The following is a 17424-nucleotide window of genomic DNA, read 5'->3' on the forward strand; positions in this document are numbered from 1 at the left end:
GGCATGACATGCACTGTTTTTCCCTCCGTGCGGATAACTATGAGTTGATCCGTTGTCGGATTATCGCGTTGACTTGCGAGCGACGGGGACGCCCTATCCATCAAGAAAGAGCGGAGGGACTTCCTTGCATCCGGATCAGCAAGAAGTTGCTTAGCGAGACGACTTTTAAGTGCTTTCATGGTTGAACTGTGCCACAAAACAGACAAATGTGAGTAGTTTGGGCACGACCTCATTCAGCGCGAACGCGCAAAGTCCTACGCGTTCATCAGGCTGCATTCTTGGCTGTGTGCAATGGCACCACGTTGGCGGCATCGGTACGAGTCAGCAGGTCCAGGCGTTCGCCCAGCAGACGCCAAGCCTCTCGCATCTCGTTCGCGTAGCTGTGCCGCTGGTAGGTTCGTTTCACGCGGTTTTGCTCGGTATGGTTCAGGCAGCGTTCGGCCACTTCCGGCAGGACGCCAAGCTCCACCATCATCGTTGCGCCAGTGCGGCGCAGGTCATGCGGCCCCCACTTCCCGCCGGTGAGCACCAGGGTATCGGACAGCTCGGCCTTTGCCCTGCCCTTCATCGGCGGCAGGCCCGGGCGTTGGCGGTCGCCGAGTTGTTTGGTCACGGTCTTGGGGCACACCGAACCGGTGCCATAGCGGTTGGGGAAAATCCAAGTCTCCGCGCCTCGATGCTGGGCTGTGTCATTCAGGGCCCGGAAGTGGGCCAGGGCAAAGTCGGAAAGCGCCACCGTGTGGGCCTTTCCGTTCTTGCTGTGCTCCGGCGGAATCCACCATGTTCCGCGCTCGAAATCCACGTGCTCCCAGCGTGCGGCCATCAGTTCCCCAATCCGGCAGCACGTCGAAAACGCGATCCAGACGGCCCGCTGCGCCGACTCCGACAATCCAGACTGCGGAAGCTGCCGTGTCAGCGCCCTGACTTCATCCTCGGATAGCACCCGGTCGCGCTCGGTGTCCTTGCCGCCGATCTTCGCCTTTCGGATGCTGGCGGACGGCTCAAACTCGATCATGTCGCGATCCACCGCGAAGCGGAACATCTGACGAATCAGGCCGAAGATGAGCTTTGCCATTCGCGGTACGCCGCGCGCCAAGAGGGCATCCGTCACGCCGGTAATGTGGCCTTTTCGCACGTCCTCGACAGCCAGGGTGCCGATGATCGGCAATACGTCCTTCTCGAACATGCGGCGAACCTCTGCGCCACCATCCTTGCGGCGGATCAGATCAACAGAGGCCCAGCGCTCGAACAGATCGAGGACCGTGATTCGGGCATTGATCTTCGCCTGCTCAGCAGCTTGCGCTTCCGCCTCTGCGCGCTTTCGCGCTTCCTCGTTCTCGCGTTCTTCTATGGGATCGATGCCCTGCTTCCGCTTGGCCGTAATTTGAACTGCCAGCCCGCGCGCGTCGGCAAGGGATAGCTCGGGGTAGGTTCCAATTTCAAGCCACCGAGTTTTAGCGCCGGTCTTGTACCGGTACAGCCAGACCTTGGAACCAGACACTCGCACCCGCAGGTACAGCCCGCCGCCGTCGCTCAGAAATGCGTCGGCATCATCAGCCTTTGCGGCCTTGATTGCCTTGTCGTTCAGCTTGCCCATCATCAATCCCCTGTGACTGGTGACACTTTTGGTGACACCTTGGCGTGAGACACAGTGAGATTGTATGACTTGCGATGAACCACCACAAGCCGATCAATCATTGAAAATCAACTACTTAAAACACACCCATTCATATCAGGTCGTATCAGGAAACGTCATAAAACCATTATGGGGTGCAAGGGGTAGCGAGTTCGAATCCCGCCGCCCCGACCAATAGAATCAAGCACTTAGCCAACTCTTCGGAGTTGGCTTTTTGCTTTCTAGCAGTCAAGAGCTACCCTAGTAGCTGTTTGGTTGCCGTAAGGCAATCGCTTCCAATGCCCGGTTGCCGAAGTGGCGTCCTTGACACACCCCGCGGACAGAAGAGCGTCACAACCGACAACACGGCTATTGGTGTGCTCCTCGCTGCAGATGGCGATCACCCAGCACCGCCCTGAGCCCGGCCTGATCGTTCATTCCAAGCGCCGCAATCAATATGCCAGCAAGGCCCACCGCCGCTTGCTTGAGCGCCACAGCTTGCAGGCAGCATAAGCCGAAAAGACAATGGCTGGGACAACGCAGTGATGGAGCGCTTCTTCCTGAACCTGAAAATGGAGCGTGTCTGGCAACGTGACTACGCCAACCATGCCGAAGCCACACGCGATGTTACCGAGCACATCGCTGGCTTCTACAACTGACATTGATTGACTGAGCAATTCAGTCTGCCATTAGAGCTCGCCCCCCAGAAAGTTCAGCTTTGACGAACCCGAAAAATTCAGACGGGCGGACCTTCAAGGCTGTACAAAGCTTGAAAACCGTCTTCACGCTGGCAGAGTTCTTCCCGAGTTCTATCAACGAGATGTAGTTCCGATCAAGGTCTGCTGCGAAGGCGAGCTTTTCCTGCGACAGACGTTTCCGCTGCCGAAGTTCCCGCACCACTCGTCCGAACGCCTGATCTGGTTCCACTGCCTTGCCCAATAAGTTGGGCAAGGTTCGCGGCTCTGCACGCTTCCGTCTTCATAGCATATGCTGCAAAATGCTTATTTTGCATAGATGAGGATGGTTATGGCGCTAGTTGCGTGTAGAGAGTGCGGGAAGCAGATCAGCACTGAGGCTAAAAGCTGCCCGAGTTGTGGGACGCCAGCGCCCGCGAAGCGAAAGGGGATGGGGAGCTTCAGCAAATTTATGCTGATCGTCCTTGGGCTAGGCATGCTGGTTTCCATTTTAGCCCCCAAAAAGGAGGGCGGTACGCCTGCCACCACCCCAAAAGAAAGTCATCTTGAAAGGCCCACCCCTGCGGCTAAACCCGTACAGGAAGCGACTGCCCCCCGTGATGAACACTGCTTCGACTACGGTGCCGCAATAGCGAAGGTCTATATGGCGAACATCAATCAGGCTGCTCAAGTTGACTTGATGGCCTCACAAATGATGGAAAGAGGCTGCAGCGACAGAGCAGGCGATGAGGGTGAGGACTGTGTCCGCCAATGCAAGACCGGCTTCAAGGTAGAAGCTCGCGATTTATTGAAGTAGTTGAAGGCTATTTGGATATTTCTCGATGGCCCTATGTATCGTTACAGTCCTTCGATGCGTAATGGCGTCATTTCTATCGTCCTTAGGCTATCACGTCGTTGCCGGACTGTACGAGCCGCAAGAACCTAGAGTTAGCACCGTGTGAGGTGGGCAGGCTGGCTAAGGATGTGCGAGCAAAACCCTCAGCGTAAGGATGTTCAAGCTCCAGAAGTTTCTCCACCCCGAAGAGAACTAAGAAGGAGACTACGCCTTTGGCTTCATCTTGACGATGCGGATCTTGAAGAGTTGTTCATCGATGCCACGATTGTTCGTGCGCATCAGCACGCGGCCGGGGCACGAAAAAAACGGTACGCATCAGGACCAGGCCATTGGGCGCTCACGCGGCGGACTGACCACCAAGATCCACGCCTGCGTTGATGCGCTGGGCAATCCGATCCGCTTGATTCTGACCGCAGGACAAGTCGCGGACGTCACGCAGGGGGCCGCATTGATCGAGCGCTTCGAGGCCGGAGCGGTCATTGCTGACAAGGGCTACGACAGTGACAGCTTGATTCAGACGATCGAAGGCGCGGGGCTCAAGCCATCATCCCGCCGCGCAGCAACCGCAAGGCCCCGCGCGCGGTTGATTGGCACCACTACAAGGCCAGAAATCTCGTTGAACGGTTCTTCAACCGCCTCAAGCAATTACGACGTCTGGCAACGCGCTATGACAAGCTGGTCACACGCTTCAATGCATTCCCGCAACTCGCTTGTGCCTATATCTGGCTAATGTGAACACACCCTAGTCCCTCTTCTATCAAGCGGGTCTACCGGGGCTCCCCTCATAGAGCGCCAGATAATTGCCCATCATCGCATCCATGCTGAAGTTGGCGAGCACGCGTTCGCGCCCTGCCGCTCCCATCGTACGAGCCTTTGCGGTGTCGTTGAACAGCATTTCAAATGCGACCCCCATCCTCTCCGGATCTACCGCTGGCACGAGCAAACCGGTTTGCTGATCGACGACAAGCTCAGGATTCCCCCCCACTGCAGTGGCAACCACAGGCAGACCCGACGCCATGGCTTCCAGCAAGGTATTGGAGATGCCCTCGGCCTGGGATGGCAACACGAAAACATCAAGACCCCGCATGATCTCCGGCACATCGGAACGCTCGCCCGCCATCCACACCAGATCGTCCAGCCCCTCGCTTTTCACCAACGCCGCAAGACTTCCGGCCAGCGGTCCGTCGCCAACGAGGATCAGGCGCGCACGTCGAGCGGCCTCCGGATTTGCTCGCACGAACACCGCGAAGGCGCGGACCAGCGTTGGCTGATCCTTCACAGCCTGCTGACGACCGACGGTGCCGAACACGTAAAGGCCGGGATCGTTGAACGGTGAGCCGGCAATGTCCCGCCGCGTCGAGGCCGGCACGAAACGATCGGCGTTCACTCCATTACAGATACGTCGGACACGCCCCGCCTCGATACCAACCCGTTCTACAAGATAAGACTCGATCGTCCGCGACAGGGCAATATATCTGCTAACGAACGGGGAATAGATTTTTCGCAGCAGCTGGTACTTGCGGCTCCGTCCATCCGGATCGGAGTTGTCCCAGCCGTGTTCTCCATGCAGCCTCAAGGGCACCCCCGCCAACCAGGCCGGCACCACCATCTCGAGGGCAGCCAAATTGCGCGTGTGCACCACGGCAGGCTTGAGTTGCCGCAGCATCCGGTAGATCTTCGGGTACAACCTGAAACCATGCCCTGCGCCTTTGTTGATCGAGACGAATTCAACGTCACTGCGCTGTATGCGCTGACAGAAGGATGGCGAGCAGTAGGCCAGAGCAACGATCATGTGCCTGAAACGCTCTACAGGCATCCGGTTGATCAGGTTTACGATACCGTTCTCGAGACCGCCTACATCGAAGCTGTAGACAATGTGAATAATCAGGGGGCGACTGTCGCTCATCTTTCCAGGCCTGGGAGACTCTCCGAATCAGTCGCGGACTATAGCAGGTCTCTTTGCCGCCTATTCCGGACGGATTTCCTGGAAGCACGCAATTTCCGTCACCTGGCAGCAGTCAACGCGCGCCACCTCCCGACAGGACGAACACGAAGACCACCACAATGAACAGCGACAAACCCTACGCCCCCGCCTGCGACCGCAACAGGGACGCCATCCTCGACGTACTGCGCATCCGCTTCGCCGGATCTCGGAAGGTTCTGGAAATCGGCTCGGGGACAGGTCAGCATGCGGTCCACTTTGCCGCCGCTCTGCCCCACTTGTCCTGGCAGACCAGCGACCGGGCCGACAGTCTGCCAGGTATCCGGCAATGGCTTGCAGGGGCCAGCTTGCCCAACACGCCGTCTCCGCTCGAACTTGATGTGAATGGTCCGTGGCCCATCGAACGCTTCGACGCCGTGTTCACGGCCAACACCCTGCACATCATGAGCTGGGCCAGCGTCCGGGCCTTCTTCCGGAGCCTGCCTCAAGTGCTCACCCCCGATGCATACCTGACCGTCTATGGCCCTTTCAACTATGAAGGGCACTTCACCAGCATCAGCAATGCCAAGTTCGATGCCAGTCTGAAATCCATGAATCCCGAATCCGGCATCCGGGACTTCGAAGCGGTCGATGCCCTGGCTGCGGAGTGTGGTTTCGAACTTGTCGCCGATGAGGCGATGCCAGCCAACAACCGCTGCCTGAGCTGGCAGCGGCGCTGACCATCACGCGCGGTTCAGCCCCAGCAACCCCATCGGCCCGTTGGACGTGTTCAGAACGACAGAACCAATCCCGCCCCCCTGTTGCTGCTGCACGCCATAGATGGACAGATTTCCTGTGTCGAAGGAAAACACATCGCCCGATAGCTTCACCAGCAACTTGCCCGCATTCGGAAACCACGCATACGCCATGTCGTTCTGGCTACCGGAACTCGCCGGCGAGCCCAATTCGGCCGGCCACCAGTTGGCCGACTGGGCGAAACCCCAATTGTTGCCGGCCGGTACAGCCGCAGGCGGCACCTCCCGATGCTGGGACAATTCACTGAGGAGGGCACCGACGCGCCACTTGAGCCCCTCGTTGAACATGTCACCGATCATCATCATGCCGCCGCTCATCCACTGCCCCATCCCGCCCAGTTCGGGATGACTGAACTGGGCCTGGCTGTAGCCACCGGCCTGCAAGGCCGAATAGGCAGCTCGGCCGGCATCGGCGCTGAACCCGTGCCGGGCGGCAATATCCTCGATCGTGCTGCTCATGGAAATCTCCTGTTGAATAGAGTGTTCTGTACGTTGCCGCAACTCAACTCAGCGGCGCCAGGCGAGTGCCGATCAGCACAGCAGAGCCATCGTCGGTAGACAAGGCTTCGGTGCGCTTGCGCGGCAGCTCGAAGCCAGCCAGCGGGTCAGACACGGCCTCGATGGCAATCCTGGGCGGCTCGGCCCGCACCGGACCGAAAATCGTCGCAAACGACACGTCTGCCGCATCACGCCCGGTTCCGAAGCGCATCAAACCCATCGGAATCGCCGTCGCAGAGGGGTCGAAGAGATACCAGCGGTCTCCAAGGTAGACTTCCACATAAGCATGAAAGTCACTCGGCCCCAGCGCCGGATCAGCACCGTAGTCGATGCCCGCGACAAAACGGGCCGGAATATTCAGGGCCCGGCAAAGAGCAATCATCAGGTGGGCAAAATCCCGGCACACTCCAACACGCTCTCCGAGCGTGTCCAATGCGGACGTACTCGCATTGGTGGTGTTCGACTTGAAGGTCACATGCCGGCCAACCCACTCGCAGATGGCCCTCACCCGCCCGTAGCCCGGCGTCAACGTGCCGAATTCACGGCCTGCCACGTCATACAAACGGTCGGACTGACAGTAGCGGCTGGGATAAAGATATGTAAGCACATCGGCGGGCAGGCGCGCCACCGGAACCTCCGGCACGCTCTCTGGTGAGGCAACGTGATGCTGCAAGTCCACCGTGGCACTATAGCGCAGGCGCAAACGCCCGGGCTCGGCCTTCAGGCGCATGTAGCGATTGCCTGTCGTTGCGTCGGTATGAACCTGCGGCAAAAGAAACTGCCCGAGTTCCATCATCTCCGTCACAACCCGCTGGTAGCGGGTATGGGCGGCGTGGATGTTGAAGATGAAGTCACAGCCCGGCGGCGCGACCTCGTAATTAAGCTCGACGGAAAACTTGAGCCTGACCATAAGCGCCCTTGGAAACACAGCCTTGAACGCACAAACGCGGGTCATCCGGCGGGAGAAAAATGACCATCGTTAACAGCGCTGCTGCGTCGTTAACGACAAGTCCCTAATCCTACTCTGCGGCGCCGCAGCACGCCGGACTTTCTGCAGAGCAGGAACGTCGCACAGGCGATGCTCAGAACCGGTACAGGTTAACCTCGTCACGGGTGGTCAAAGCCACCTTGCGGGCCTGCGCCGCAAAATCTTCACCGCTTCCCGCGTACAGAATGGCCCGCGACGAAGAGATCATCAGCCCCGTACCGGCAGACGTCCGACCGGCTTTCACGGTCGCCTCCACATCCCCGCCCTGAGCGCCAATCCCCGGCACCAGCAGCGGCAGATCACCCACGATACGCCGGACGTCGGCCAGCTCCTGCGGGAAGGTCGCGCCCACCACCAGCGCATTTTGACCGTGCACATTCCACTTGCCGGCCACCAGTTCAGCCACGTGCTGATAGAGCCGCCCCCCCCCTTCGACGGTGAGGTTCTGCAAGTCCGATCCGCCGGGATTGGACGTGCGGCACAGAACGATCAGGCCGCGGTCGGGATACTCCAGGTAAGGCTCGACTGAATCAAACCCCATATAGGGATTGACCGTCAGCGCATCCGCATCGTAACGCTCGAAGGCTTCCCGGGCGTACTGCTGGGCCGTCGCACCAATATCACCACGCTTTGCATCGAGCACCACCGGCACCGCCGGGTGCCTCTCGTGAATATAGGCGATCAGGTCCTGCAACTGATCCTCGGCGCGGGCCGCAGCAAAGTAGGCGATCTGCGGCTTGAACGCACAGGCCAGGTCCGCCGTCGCATCGACGATTCCCTTGCAGAACGCCAGAACGGCATCGGGGCGCCCTTGCAGGTGGGTCGGAAAGCGCTTCGTATCCGGATCGAGGCCGACACACAGCAGGGAATCGTGACGCTGCCAGGCGGCAGCCAGTTTGGAGCGGAAATCCATGGGTGCGCGGGCTTGGACAGCCCGAAAGAGTGAAATCTGGGACACGATTTTACCAGCGCTGCCCAATTTTGCCGCGGATCCCCCGGAAACCCGTCCGATCCCCGTGTTGCGCTACAGCATGCTCCAGTCCCTGTCACGAACTGCATCAAGACTTCCGCTACGTCACAGCAGTTTGTTCATTTATTGAACAGGGCAGATGTCGCAGCTTGAAGACCCAATTCACTCATCCGAAGAAAAAATACCGATAAATAACAATAACTTAAAAATAAAATCAGCTTATCGAAACCCATTTGCGCACGAACTGGCACAGCCCTCGCACTTGGATTGGTGCTCCGTCACGGCGTGTTTCCAAACAGAAACGCGACCTCGGGAGGAACGAAGTAGCGGCGCTCCATAGCCCGCGCTTCGCTGGTGAGATCAACGACAAAATTCCGGAGACAATCGTTATGAAGAAAACCCTTCTGGCCCAATCCGTCGCCCTCGCGTGCCTGGCCGCCGCTGCCGGTGGTGCCCAAGCCGTCAGCTTCACCCAGAACGACGTGACCGTCGACATCAACGGCACCATCAACGGCTTCTACGTCAATCGTGATTCCAAGACGGAAAACAAGGCCACGGGCGTCACCACCAAGAGCCAGAACAGCGAACTGACCAACGGCCTGCTGCCGGGCTGGATCAACTTCGTTGTCACCTCCAAGGCCGGCGACCAGGACATCAAGGCCCACTTCAGCTTCGCTCCCGGCATCAACAACAACTCCACCGTCGTTGGCCTACCGATCGGTAACAATGCCGGCGGCTCGGGCATCACCAACCCCTACAGCCAGATCGACACCCGTAACGTGTACTTCCAGTTCGGCAACAACGACTGGGGCACCCTCAAGTTCGGTCGCGACATCGGCCTGTTCGGCCAGAACATCATCCTGTCCGACATGACCCTGCTGGGCGTCGGCGGCACCTCCAACGCCGGCATTCCGTACAACACGACCTTCGGCATGATTGCCCACGGTTACATGTACACCGGCTTCCAGGCCCAGATCACCTACACCACCCCGAACTACAATGGTCTGCAGGCTTCGGCCGGCATCTTCCAGCCCAGCCGCTTCGCTGGCGACCAGACCAAGACCCCCGGCTTCCAGGCCAAGGTCGATTACGACTGGAAGGGTTCCGTACCGGGCAAGGTGTGGGGCGGTCTCGTAACCCAGAGCACCAGCTGCTCCACCGGTGCCGTCTGTGATGGCGTGAGCAACCCGAAGAGCTTCACCGCCACCGGCTATGAAGCAGGTATCAAGGCCAGCATCGACAATTTCGAAGCGGTGGTCTACGGCTTCAAGGGCAAGGGTCTCGGCCTGTCCACCATCGGCGCCCAGTTCCTCGGCGGCAGCGACGGCTTCGGCAACAAGACCGACTCCCAAGGCTACTTCCTGCAAGGCACCTACAAGCTGAACAAGACCAAGTTCGGCATCAACTGGGGCCAGAACAAGGACAAGGACGGCGCCACCACTTCCGTGTTTGGCGGCCCCGAGAACAAGAACAGCGCCTACACCCTCGGTGTGTACCACGGCCTGAACAAGTTCGTGACCCTGGTCGGCGAGTTCAACCACGAGAAGATCACCAGTTCCGCCTTCGAGACCAAGAACAACACCGTCTCCGCTGGCGCGATCCTGTTCTTCTGATCGTTCCCCGCCCCAGGGCGGATCGGTTTCTGCGGGTGCCAACGGCACCCGTCACCCAACCTGTTGTGTTTCTCCCTCCTTCTGGCGCCCTACGGGGCGCCATTTTTTTTAGCAGGAAATGCAGGGAGGCTTCAGTTCTCACGCCCACCACGGCCATGCCCGTGGCCCTGTCCGCCACCGCGTTCCCCGTCGCCACGTTCCTGCCAGCCACCACCTCGTTCGTCCCGCCGGTCCCCGCGATCATCCCGCCGCTCTCGGCGCTCTTCATGGCGCTCTCGCGGACGATAATCCGGCTCCCGTCGATACTCGGGCCGCCCGCCATCGAAACTCCGATACTCCGGTCCTGACCGGTAACGGGGCGCATAGACGTCGTTGTACCAGCGGTCCTGCACAAAATAGACCGGATGACCACAGGCGTTGTAGCGCGCGCAGTGCTTGCGCCAGTTCTTCGCATGACCGGGCGGCACACGCAGGTACAAGGGCTCCAGTGCCACCCCACGGGGGACAGGCTGGATCACCATCGGCTGCGGATACAGCAGTGCCGGACGCGGGAAGTTGCCAATGTCGAGGCGACCGTAAAAATTCGGATCGCCGATGCTGATGGACACACCCACATCGGCGGCCATCGCGCCATGGGCCAATACACCCAGCGCGGCTGCAACAAGAATTCGTTTCATTTGATGTCCTCCATCTCGACTTTATGAGAAACGCCGCACGCGGCCTGTAAGCGACTGTAAGCCAATACGACAAGCCAACGGACAGGAAAACTGCACACCCCGCCGGCTGTCGGCCTGCATGAATGACACAGGATGGCACGCACCGGCAAGCTGACACGCCCCGATAGCCCCTGCCAGCGCGCCCGAATCACGATTTTCTTGAGGCGGCTGGCCGTACAAACAGGTATCTTCGGCTCCGCTTCCGGCCACCTCCCGGATCCAGAAAAACATCGGAGACAAACAACAATGCCGCCCCGCTTCGCCCGTACGCCACTGTACGCCGCCCTGACCACCGCCTTCGCCGCTGCCTACACCCCCACCTTTGCCGCGGATGGCACCACGCTGACCCTCAATCCGGTCGTCGTCACCGGCAGCCGCGCCGAAGCCGCCAGCTTCGACCTGCCAGCCGCCATCGATGTACTCAACCGCGAAGAGATCACCTCCGGCCAACCCCGCGTCAATGCGTCTGAAGCGCTCGTCGCCGTCCCCGGCGTGGTGGCCAACAACCGCCAGAACTACGCCCAGGATCTGCAGATCTCCACCCGCGGCTTCGGCGCCCGCTCGGCCTTCGGTGTGCGCGGCGTCAAGCTGATCGCAGACGGCATCCCGGCCAGCATGCCGGACGGCCAGGGTCAGGCTGCCACGTTCAACCTGGACGTGGCCGAACGCATGGAAGTGCTGCGCGGCCCCTTCTCGGCCATCTACGGCAACCATTCCGGCGGCGTGATCCAGCTGTTCACCATCGAACCCCGCGAGCAGGCCAGCCTGGAGGCCGGCTTTGCCGCCGGCAGCTACGGCACCACCAAAGCCGACATCACCGCCCAGGGCAAGCTCGACGGCCTCGGCTACGTGCTCAACACCTCCCGCTTCAGCACCGACGGCTACCGCGACCACAGCGCCGCGACCCGCGAACAGGCCTTTGCCAAAATCACCGGCAAGCCGGACGAAGACAGCAAGCTCACCTTCACCATCAACGGCCTGTGGCAGCACAACACGCAAGACCCACTGGGCCTCAGCTGGGCGGCCTACAAGAGCAACCCGCGCGGCGTGGACAGTGCCGCCAACGACTTCAACACCCGCAAGAGCATCGACCACCTGCAGGGCGGTGTCGCCTACGAGCGCCGCTTCGGCCGCGACCTGATGCAACTGTCGGCCTATAGCGGCCAGCGCAGCGTGATCCAGTACCAGGCCATTCCCATCTCGGCCCAGGCCAACCCGCGTCACTCCGGCGGCATCATCGATTTCGACCGCAACTTCTACGGCTTCGGCGCCCGCTACATCGCCGTCCGTGAAGCGGCCGGCGGCAAGCTCACCACCACCTTCGGCATCGATTACGACAACAGCACCGACCAGCGTAACGGCTACGAAAACTTCGTCGGCACGACGCTCGGCGTGAAGGGCAAGCTGCGCCGCAAGGAAACCGATTCGGTCGAAAGCCTCGATCCCTACGTGCAGACCGAGTGGACCCGCGGCGACTGGGCAGTCACGGTCGGCCTCCGCCACAGCCAGGTCAAGTTCAAGGTGGACGACAAGTACATCGTCGGCGTGAATGGCAACGACAGCGGCAGCCGCGACTACGACAAGACCACCCCCATCCTGGGCGTTGTCTACAAGCTGAGCCCAGCCGTCAATCTGTATGCGAGCGCCGCCAAGGGTTTCGAGACGCCGACGCTCAACGAGATGTTCTACTCGGGCAGCGCCGCCGGCTTCAACTTCGGCCTGAACGCCTCCCGCAGCCAGCACTACGAAATCGGCGCCAAGGCTCTGATCGGCGACAGCAGCCGCCTCAACGTGGCCGTGTTCCAGATCAACACCGAGGACGAACTGGTGGTGGATACGGCCACCGGCGGCCGCACCAGCTACAAGAATGCCGGCAAGACCCAACGCCAGGGCGTCGAGGTCTCCTTCGACACCGCCTGGCGCCGCGACCTTACCAGCCGTCTGGCCCTGTCCCACCTGCGGGCGATCTACGACGAGAGCTTCACCACCGGCACCGGCGCCAGCCTGAAGACCATCGCCGACGGCAAGTCCATCCCCGGCATCCCGCGCAGCACGGTGTTCGGCGACCTGGCCTGGAAGATCACGCCAGCCATCACCACCGCCATCGAGGGCGTGTATCGCAGCAAGGTCTACGTGGAAGACAGCAACACCGCCACGCCGGCGCCGTCCTACGCCATCGCCAACATCCGCATCACCGCCGAACAGCGCCTTGGCCACTGGCGTTTCAGCGAGTTCGCCCGCCTCGACAACCTCTTCGACCGCAACTACGTGGGTTCGGTGGTGGTCGGCGACACCAACAGCCGCTATTACGAATCCGCACCGAGCCGCAACGGTCTGGTCGGCGTGAACGCCCGCTACACCTGGTAAGTCTCCCGCAGCAAAAGCCCCGCCCTCTCACAAAGAAAAATGGCCCGGACATCCGGGCCATTTTTCATGGAGCAGAACGCCGGTCAGCCGGCTTCGACCGTGCGAGCAATCAGCGCTTTGATCGCATCGGCGTCCACATCCATCACCTCAACGCGCTGCGGCAGCGCCTCGATGTTGTCCAGGCCGGCCGGACGCGCGGGCTTGCGGCCCAGGGCTTCGACGATGGTCTCTTCGAACTTGGCCGGCTGGGCGGTTTCCAGCACCAGGGTCGGCACGGACGGGTCGCGCAGCTCGAGCGCGACCTTCAGGCCATCGGCGGTGTGGGTGTCGATGACCGTGGCGTAGTCCTTGTCGGCACGGCGGATCGTCGCCAGGCGCTCGGCGTGGTTGCTGTTGCCAGAAGCGAAGCCGTACTGGCCGATGGCGGCGAATTCCGGCGTGCCGGACAGATCGAAGGCACCGCCCGCATCCACCTTGCTCCACAGCTCGCGCACCGTGTCACCGTTGCGGCCGACCAGGTCGAAGACGAAGCGCTCGAAGTTGGAAGCCTTCGAGATATCCATCGACGGACTGGAGGTGGCGTGGGTCTCGGCGGTGCTGCGCGGGCGATAGACGCCGGTGCGGAAGAACTCGTCGAGCACGTCGTTCTCGTTGGTGGCGAGGATCAGCCTGGCAACCGGCAGACCCATCTGGCGGGCAATGTGGCCGGCGCAGATGTTGCCGAAGTTGCCGGACGGCACCACGAAGGCGACCTGCTGGTCGTTGTTCTCGGTAGCGGCGAAGTAGCCCTTGAAGTAGTAAACCACCTGCGCCGCGACGCGCGCCCAGTTGATCGAATTGACGGCGCCGATCTTGTACTTGGCCTTGTAGGCGTGATCGTTGGAGACCGCCTTCACCACGTCCTGGGCATCGTCGAACATGCCGCGCACGGCAATGTTGTAGATGTTGTCGTCCTGCAGGGAATACATCTGGGCGCGCTGGAAGGCACTCATGCGGCCGTGGGGCGACAGCATGAAAACGCGCACGCCGTGCTTGCCGCGCATCGCGTATTCGGCGGCGGAGCCGGTGTCTCCGGAGGTGGCGCCGAGGATGTTGATCTGCTCGCCGCGCTTGTCGAGCACGTACTCGAACAGGTTGCCGAGGAGCTGCATGGCCATGTCCTTGAAGGCCAGCGTCGGGCCGTTGGACAGTTCCAGCAGGCCCAGCTTGCCGGCTTCCAGCCAATGCACCGGGGTGATCTCGGCAGCCTTGGCGTCGTCACGCACGTAGCCATACACCTCGGCGGTGTAGGTCTTGTCGCAGATCGCCTTCAGGTCGGCAGCGGGGATGTCGTCGATGAAACGCGACAGGATCGCAAAAGCCAGCTCGGCGTAGGACAGCTTGCGCCACGCGTCCAGGTCGGCACGGGTCACCTGCGGGTAGGTCTCCGGCAGGTACAGGCCGCCGTCCGGCGCCAGGCCGCCAAGAAGAATGTCGCAGAAGGATTGGGGAGCAGACTGGCCGCGGGTGGAGATGTAGCGCATGGTTCTCGCCGAGTTGAAAACGAAAACCCCGGAAGATAGCACACCCGCGGGCCCTTTCAGGCCCGCTGCACCAGGGCATGCACGAGGACGCCGACGAACAGCGCGGTCCCCGCCGCCAGCAGCGCCGCCCCCGCCGCCACGCCGCCCAGCAGCAGACCACCGCCAGCCAGAAACAGCACAGTTCGCAAGCCGCCAAGGCGCACCAGCCGCGCCCGCATGGCCGTACGCCGGGGCGTCAACGGTCCGGGATAACGCCACACCGGCAACAGCTGGGACAGCGCGCCCGTCACCAGCGGCAGCAGGAACAGCGCGAAGAAACCGACAATCGCCGGACGGGCGAGCATGCCGCCCATGCCGTGCAAGGCGCCGGCACCGATGACCAGCAGCAGGCCGCAGGTCGCCCCGCTCAGCGCCACGGCCGCACCATCACCAAGCAGCCGCGCCAGGCCATAGGTCCGCCACCAGCCATGCAGTGTGTGGATCAGCACGCCACCGATCGCCAAGCCCCCCGCAACCGCCAGCAACGGGACGAACCCCGCTGCCGCGCTGGCCGCAACACCGCCGATCGCCCATGGCAGCTGACGCCGCAGCCGAACGGCAGCCTGCGGGTCCGGCTGGCCGAGTGCGGTCGGCATCAACACATGCAGGGTCCCGACGGCAGTCAGGCCGATGAAGCCCAGGGTATTGAGATGCAGATGGGCCAGGCGCAGCACTGGATACGCGCCCGGCCACAGCAGCCCGGCGAGGATCGCCACCAGCGCCACGGCCAGACAGCCCAACGCCGCCTTGTACCAAGCCAGCCCCGGGTGCGGACGCCCCAGCGCGGCCCGTCCGCGCCGCCACTGCCAGGCCAGGAAGCCCAGAGCCGCCGCGATGCCCACGCTCGCCGCCAGATGCAGGCTCCAGCCGGGTAGAGCGCCGGCCAGCGCTGCCACCACCAGCACGCCGGCCAGTTGCAACGCCAATGGCAGGAAATGGACGCCCTTTTCCGCCGCGCCGCTGCGCGTCAGCACCGGCACAAAATGCCCCATCGCCGCGAAGATCAGCGGCATCGCCCCCAGCGCGAAGGCCGCATGGGCGGCCGCAGCCGGCGAAGCACCCGTCACCGCCAGCCCGACGGCCAGTCCGAACGCCGCCACGACGCTCGCTCCCAGATAGATCAGCAGCACTTTTCCCTCCAAGCAATCACAGATCAAGGCCCCAGCAAGGAAGCGTCCTTAGGCTGCATGCCCACCGGCATGCCAGAACAAGAAAACAAGATTCACCCCCCATGGAAACCCTTCGTCTCGCCCTGCTCCGTTTTTCCCGCCGCTATCTCTTCGCCGATGCAGCCCCCCTGTCCCGCACCGAACGCTGGCGCAGTGCCCTGGCGGCAATCATCGGCGTGCTGATCTACGAAAGCGTGCTGTACGTCCTGCCCGTACCGGCCGAAGCCAAGCGACAGCTGGCGCCCCTCGGCGCCACCTCGGTCATCCTGTTCACCTTACCCCACTCGCCGCTGGCCCAGCCGTGGTCCGTCGCCGGCGGCCTGCTGCTGCCCGCACTGACCGGCCTCGCCTGCGGGCACTGGATCGCCTCCCCCTTCCTCGCCGGTGCGCTGGCGGTGGCCATCTCGGTATGGTTCATGGGGCAGCTGCGCTGCATCCACCCGCCCGGCGGTGCGATGGCGCTGGTGATGGTCGGCGCCGCCTCCCAGGGACTCGACATCCCGACCAGCCTGGCGGCGGTCGGCTGGAACGTGATCGCCATGCTGCTGGCCGCCACCACGGTCAATAACCTGATTCCCGGCCGGCGCTATCCGCTGTGCTCGCCTGCCGTATCCACGCCCAAGACGCCGGAGCGCAACCCTGCCGGCATCCGCCAGCCGGACCTGGCCGCCGCACTGGAAGAGATCGACGCCTACCTGGACATCAGCGAGGAAGACCTGACCCAGGTCTTCCAGCGGGCAGCGCGCCACGCCTTCCACCGCCACGTGCTGCTAACCTGCGGCGAGGTCATGAACGCGGCGCCGCTACGCGTCGACTTCGCTACCGAATTGAACGAGGCCTGGCGCCTGATGAATCGCCACGCCCTCTCCGTGCTACCGGTGGTAGACCGGGCCGAGCGGGTCATCGGCCTGCTGACGCTCGAAGATTTCCTGCGCCACGTCGAGCCGGACAACGGCCAGCGCATCGGTGACAACGTGCGCCGCCTGCTGCGTCCGACGCCTGGTCCGCATACCGACAAACCAGAGGTCGTCGGGCAGATCATGCACACACCACGTAGCGGCCTGCGCACCGCGAACCTTAGCGACGGCATCGCCGTCGCCGCCGACATCCTTGGCCAGAGCGGACAAGGGGCGCTGCCGGTGGTGGACGAGGCCGGCAAGCTGGCCGGCCTGATCACCCCGACGACGATGACCGCCGTGCTGTTCCAGCACGAGGCCCTCGACTACGTGCGGGGCGACCAGACCTGAAGGCACTCAGCCGAGCTTGGCGAAGTCGATGACGATCGCGCCGGGCTCGCGCTGCTGGTAGGTGATGGACACCGTCTCGCCATAGCGCTGCTGCAGTTGGCCGAGCAGCGGCAGCGGATCGTGGTCATTGCAGAAGCGCATCGTCTCGCCCGGCACCAGCGAGTCCAGCGCGCCGAAGATGGCCGCGTGGCGGAAACGCTTGGCAATGCCGCGGGCGTCGAACGGGTAGATGGCTTCGGGGGTGGTGTGGTTGCAGACGTGGATGGTTTGCATGCTGGCTCCAAGGTATCGATAAATCCGACTGAATCTGTCGGGTATCGTCAGTATGCCGTCGGGCAAGCGGGCTTTCCTTGATCTGCATCGGGTTTGCCCGTTGTGCCGCGAGGGCTTGGCAGCAGTCGGGCGAATGAATT

General features: G+C 62.1%; 15 protein-coding genes and 3 pseudogenes. 8 read left to right on the top strand and 10 right to left on the bottom strand.

The window, feature by feature from the left end:
- Positions 1 to 265: 265 nt before the first annotated feature.
- Positions 266 to 1600 carry a site-specific integrase gene (locus tag B4920_RS16370; RefSeq protein WP_216819905.1) on the bottom strand — a complete coding sequence of 445 codons (1335 nt, stop codon included), beginning with the start codon at positions 1598 to 1600 and terminating at the stop codon, positions 266 to 268.
- Positions 1601 to 1987: 387 nt separating this feature from the next.
- On the opposite strand from B4920_RS16370, the pseudogene B4920_RS30505 reads away from it, so the two are divergent.
- Positions 1988 to 2271: pseudogene (locus B4920_RS30505) on the top strand (IS3 family transposase); the annotation flags it as partial.
- Positions 2272 to 2293: 22 nt separating this feature from the next.
- Here B4920_RS30505 and B4920_RS30975 read toward each other — a convergent pair.
- On the bottom strand, positions 2294 to 2542 hold the full coding sequence (locus tag B4920_RS30975; protein WP_079435795.1) for a helix-turn-helix transcriptional regulator: 249 nt from the start codon (positions 2540 to 2542) through the stop codon (positions 2294 to 2296).
- Between the two features lie 99 nt (positions 2543 to 2641).
- Between B4920_RS30975 and B4920_RS30980 the strand changes: the two are divergent.
- The 3 genes and pseudogenes from B4920_RS30980 to B4920_RS16390 form a co-directional block, all read left to right on the top strand.
- Positions 2642 to 2716: pseudogene (locus B4920_RS30980) on the top strand (zinc-ribbon domain-containing protein); the annotation flags it as partial.
- Positions 2717 to 2761: 45 nt separating this feature from the next.
- Positions 2762 to 3106, top strand: a complete 345-nt coding sequence (locus tag B4920_RS16385; RefSeq protein WP_254050967.1) for a hypothetical protein — start codon at positions 2762 to 2764, stop codon at positions 3104 to 3106.
- 295 nt (positions 3107 to 3401) lie between these two features.
- Positions 3402 to 3880 (top strand): annotated as a pseudogene (locus B4920_RS16390) (IS5 family transposase).
- 22 nt (positions 3881 to 3902) lie between these two features.
- Here the strand turns inward: B4920_RS16390 and B4920_RS16395 are convergent.
- The gene (locus B4920_RS16395) at positions 3903 to 5051 is read right to left on the bottom strand and encodes a TIGR03088 family PEP-CTERM/XrtA system glycosyltransferase (RefSeq protein WP_079435710.1); all 1149 of its coding nucleotides are present in this window, start codon (positions 5049 to 5051) and stop codon (positions 3903 to 3905) included.
- 158 nt (positions 5052 to 5209) lie between these two features.
- On the opposite strand from B4920_RS16395, the gene B4920_RS16400 reads away from it, so the two are divergent.
- On the top strand, positions 5210 to 5806 hold the full coding sequence (locus B4920_RS16400; RefSeq protein WP_079435711.1) for a DUF938 domain-containing protein: 597 nt from the start codon (positions 5210 to 5212) through the stop codon (positions 5804 to 5806).
- Positions 5807 to 5809: 3 nt separating this feature from the next.
- On the opposite strand, the gene B4920_RS16405 is transcribed toward B4920_RS16400, so the two are convergent.
- The 3 genes from B4920_RS16405 to pyrF all read right to left on the bottom strand — a co-directional run bounded on the left by B4920_RS16405 (position 5810) and on the right by pyrF (position 8280).
- Entirely contained in the window at positions 5810 to 6340 is a 531-nt protein-coding gene (locus B4920_RS16405) for a hypothetical protein (protein ID WP_079435712.1), read from the bottom strand.
- A 43-nt stretch (positions 6341 to 6383) separates the two neighbouring features.
- Entirely contained in the window at positions 6384 to 7289 is a 906-nt protein-coding gene (locus B4920_RS16410) for a transglutaminase family protein (protein WP_079435796.1), read from the bottom strand.
- 172 nt (positions 7290 to 7461) lie between these two features.
- Positions 7462 to 8280 (bottom strand): orotidine-5'-phosphate decarboxylase, encoded by an 819-nt coding sequence (gene pyrF, locus B4920_RS16415; RefSeq protein WP_079435713.1) that lies wholly within the window; start codon positions 8278 to 8280, stop codon positions 7462 to 7464.
- 446 nt (positions 8281 to 8726) lie between these two features.
- Between pyrF and B4920_RS16420 the strand changes: the two genes are divergently transcribed.
- On the top strand, positions 8727 to 9950 hold the full coding sequence (locus tag B4920_RS16420; protein WP_079435714.1) for a porin: 1224 nt from the start codon (positions 8727 to 8729) through the stop codon (positions 9948 to 9950).
- A gap of 131 nt (positions 9951 to 10081) precedes the next feature.
- Here the strand turns inward: B4920_RS16420 and B4920_RS16425 are convergent, their stop codons facing one another.
- Complete coding sequence (locus B4920_RS16425; protein ID WP_079435715.1) at positions 10082 to 10627, bottom strand: hypothetical protein; 546 nt, start codon at positions 10625 to 10627, stop codon at positions 10082 to 10084.
- 285 nt (positions 10628 to 10912) lie between these two features.
- Here B4920_RS16425 and B4920_RS16430 point away from each other — a divergent pair, with 285 nt between their 5' ends.
- Positions 10913 to 13033: a TonB-dependent receptor gene (locus B4920_RS16430; protein WP_079435716.1), complete on the top strand. Its 2121-nt coding sequence runs from the start codon at positions 10913 to 10915 to the stop codon at positions 13031 to 13033.
- Positions 13034 to 13116: 83 nt separating this feature from the next.
- Here B4920_RS16430 and thrC read toward each other — a convergent pair whose 3' ends face one another.
- Complete coding sequence (gene thrC, locus B4920_RS16435) at positions 13117 to 14556, bottom strand: threonine synthase (RefSeq protein WP_079435717.1); 1440 nt, start codon at positions 14554 to 14556, stop codon at positions 13117 to 13119.
- 56 nt (positions 14557 to 14612) lie between these two features.
- Positions 14613 to 15725: a hypothetical protein gene (locus B4920_RS28455; RefSeq protein WP_088179486.1), complete on the bottom strand. Its 1113-nt coding sequence runs from the start codon at positions 15723 to 15725 to the stop codon at positions 14613 to 14615.
- A gap of 101 nt (positions 15726 to 15826) precedes the next feature.
- Between B4920_RS28455 and B4920_RS16450 the strand changes: the two genes are divergently transcribed.
- Positions 15827 to 17011: an HPP family protein gene (locus tag B4920_RS16450; RefSeq protein WP_079435720.1), complete on the top strand. Its 1185-nt coding sequence runs from the start codon at positions 15827 to 15829 to the stop codon at positions 17009 to 17011.
- A 6-nt stretch (positions 17012 to 17017) separates the two neighbouring features.
- Here the strand turns inward: B4920_RS16450 and B4920_RS16455 are convergent, their stop codons facing one another.
- Positions 17018 to 17284, bottom strand: coding sequence for a DUF2249 domain-containing protein (locus B4920_RS16455; protein ID WP_079435721.1), 267 nt, complete (start codon positions 17282 to 17284; stop codon positions 17018 to 17020).
- Between the last annotated feature and the right edge of the window lie 140 nt (positions 17285 to 17424).

Origin of the sequence: Zoogloea sp. LCSB751, assembly GCF_002028455.1 — a bacterium.
Lineage (GTDB): Bacteria > Pseudomonadota > Gammaproteobacteria > Burkholderiales > Rhodocyclaceae > Zoogloea.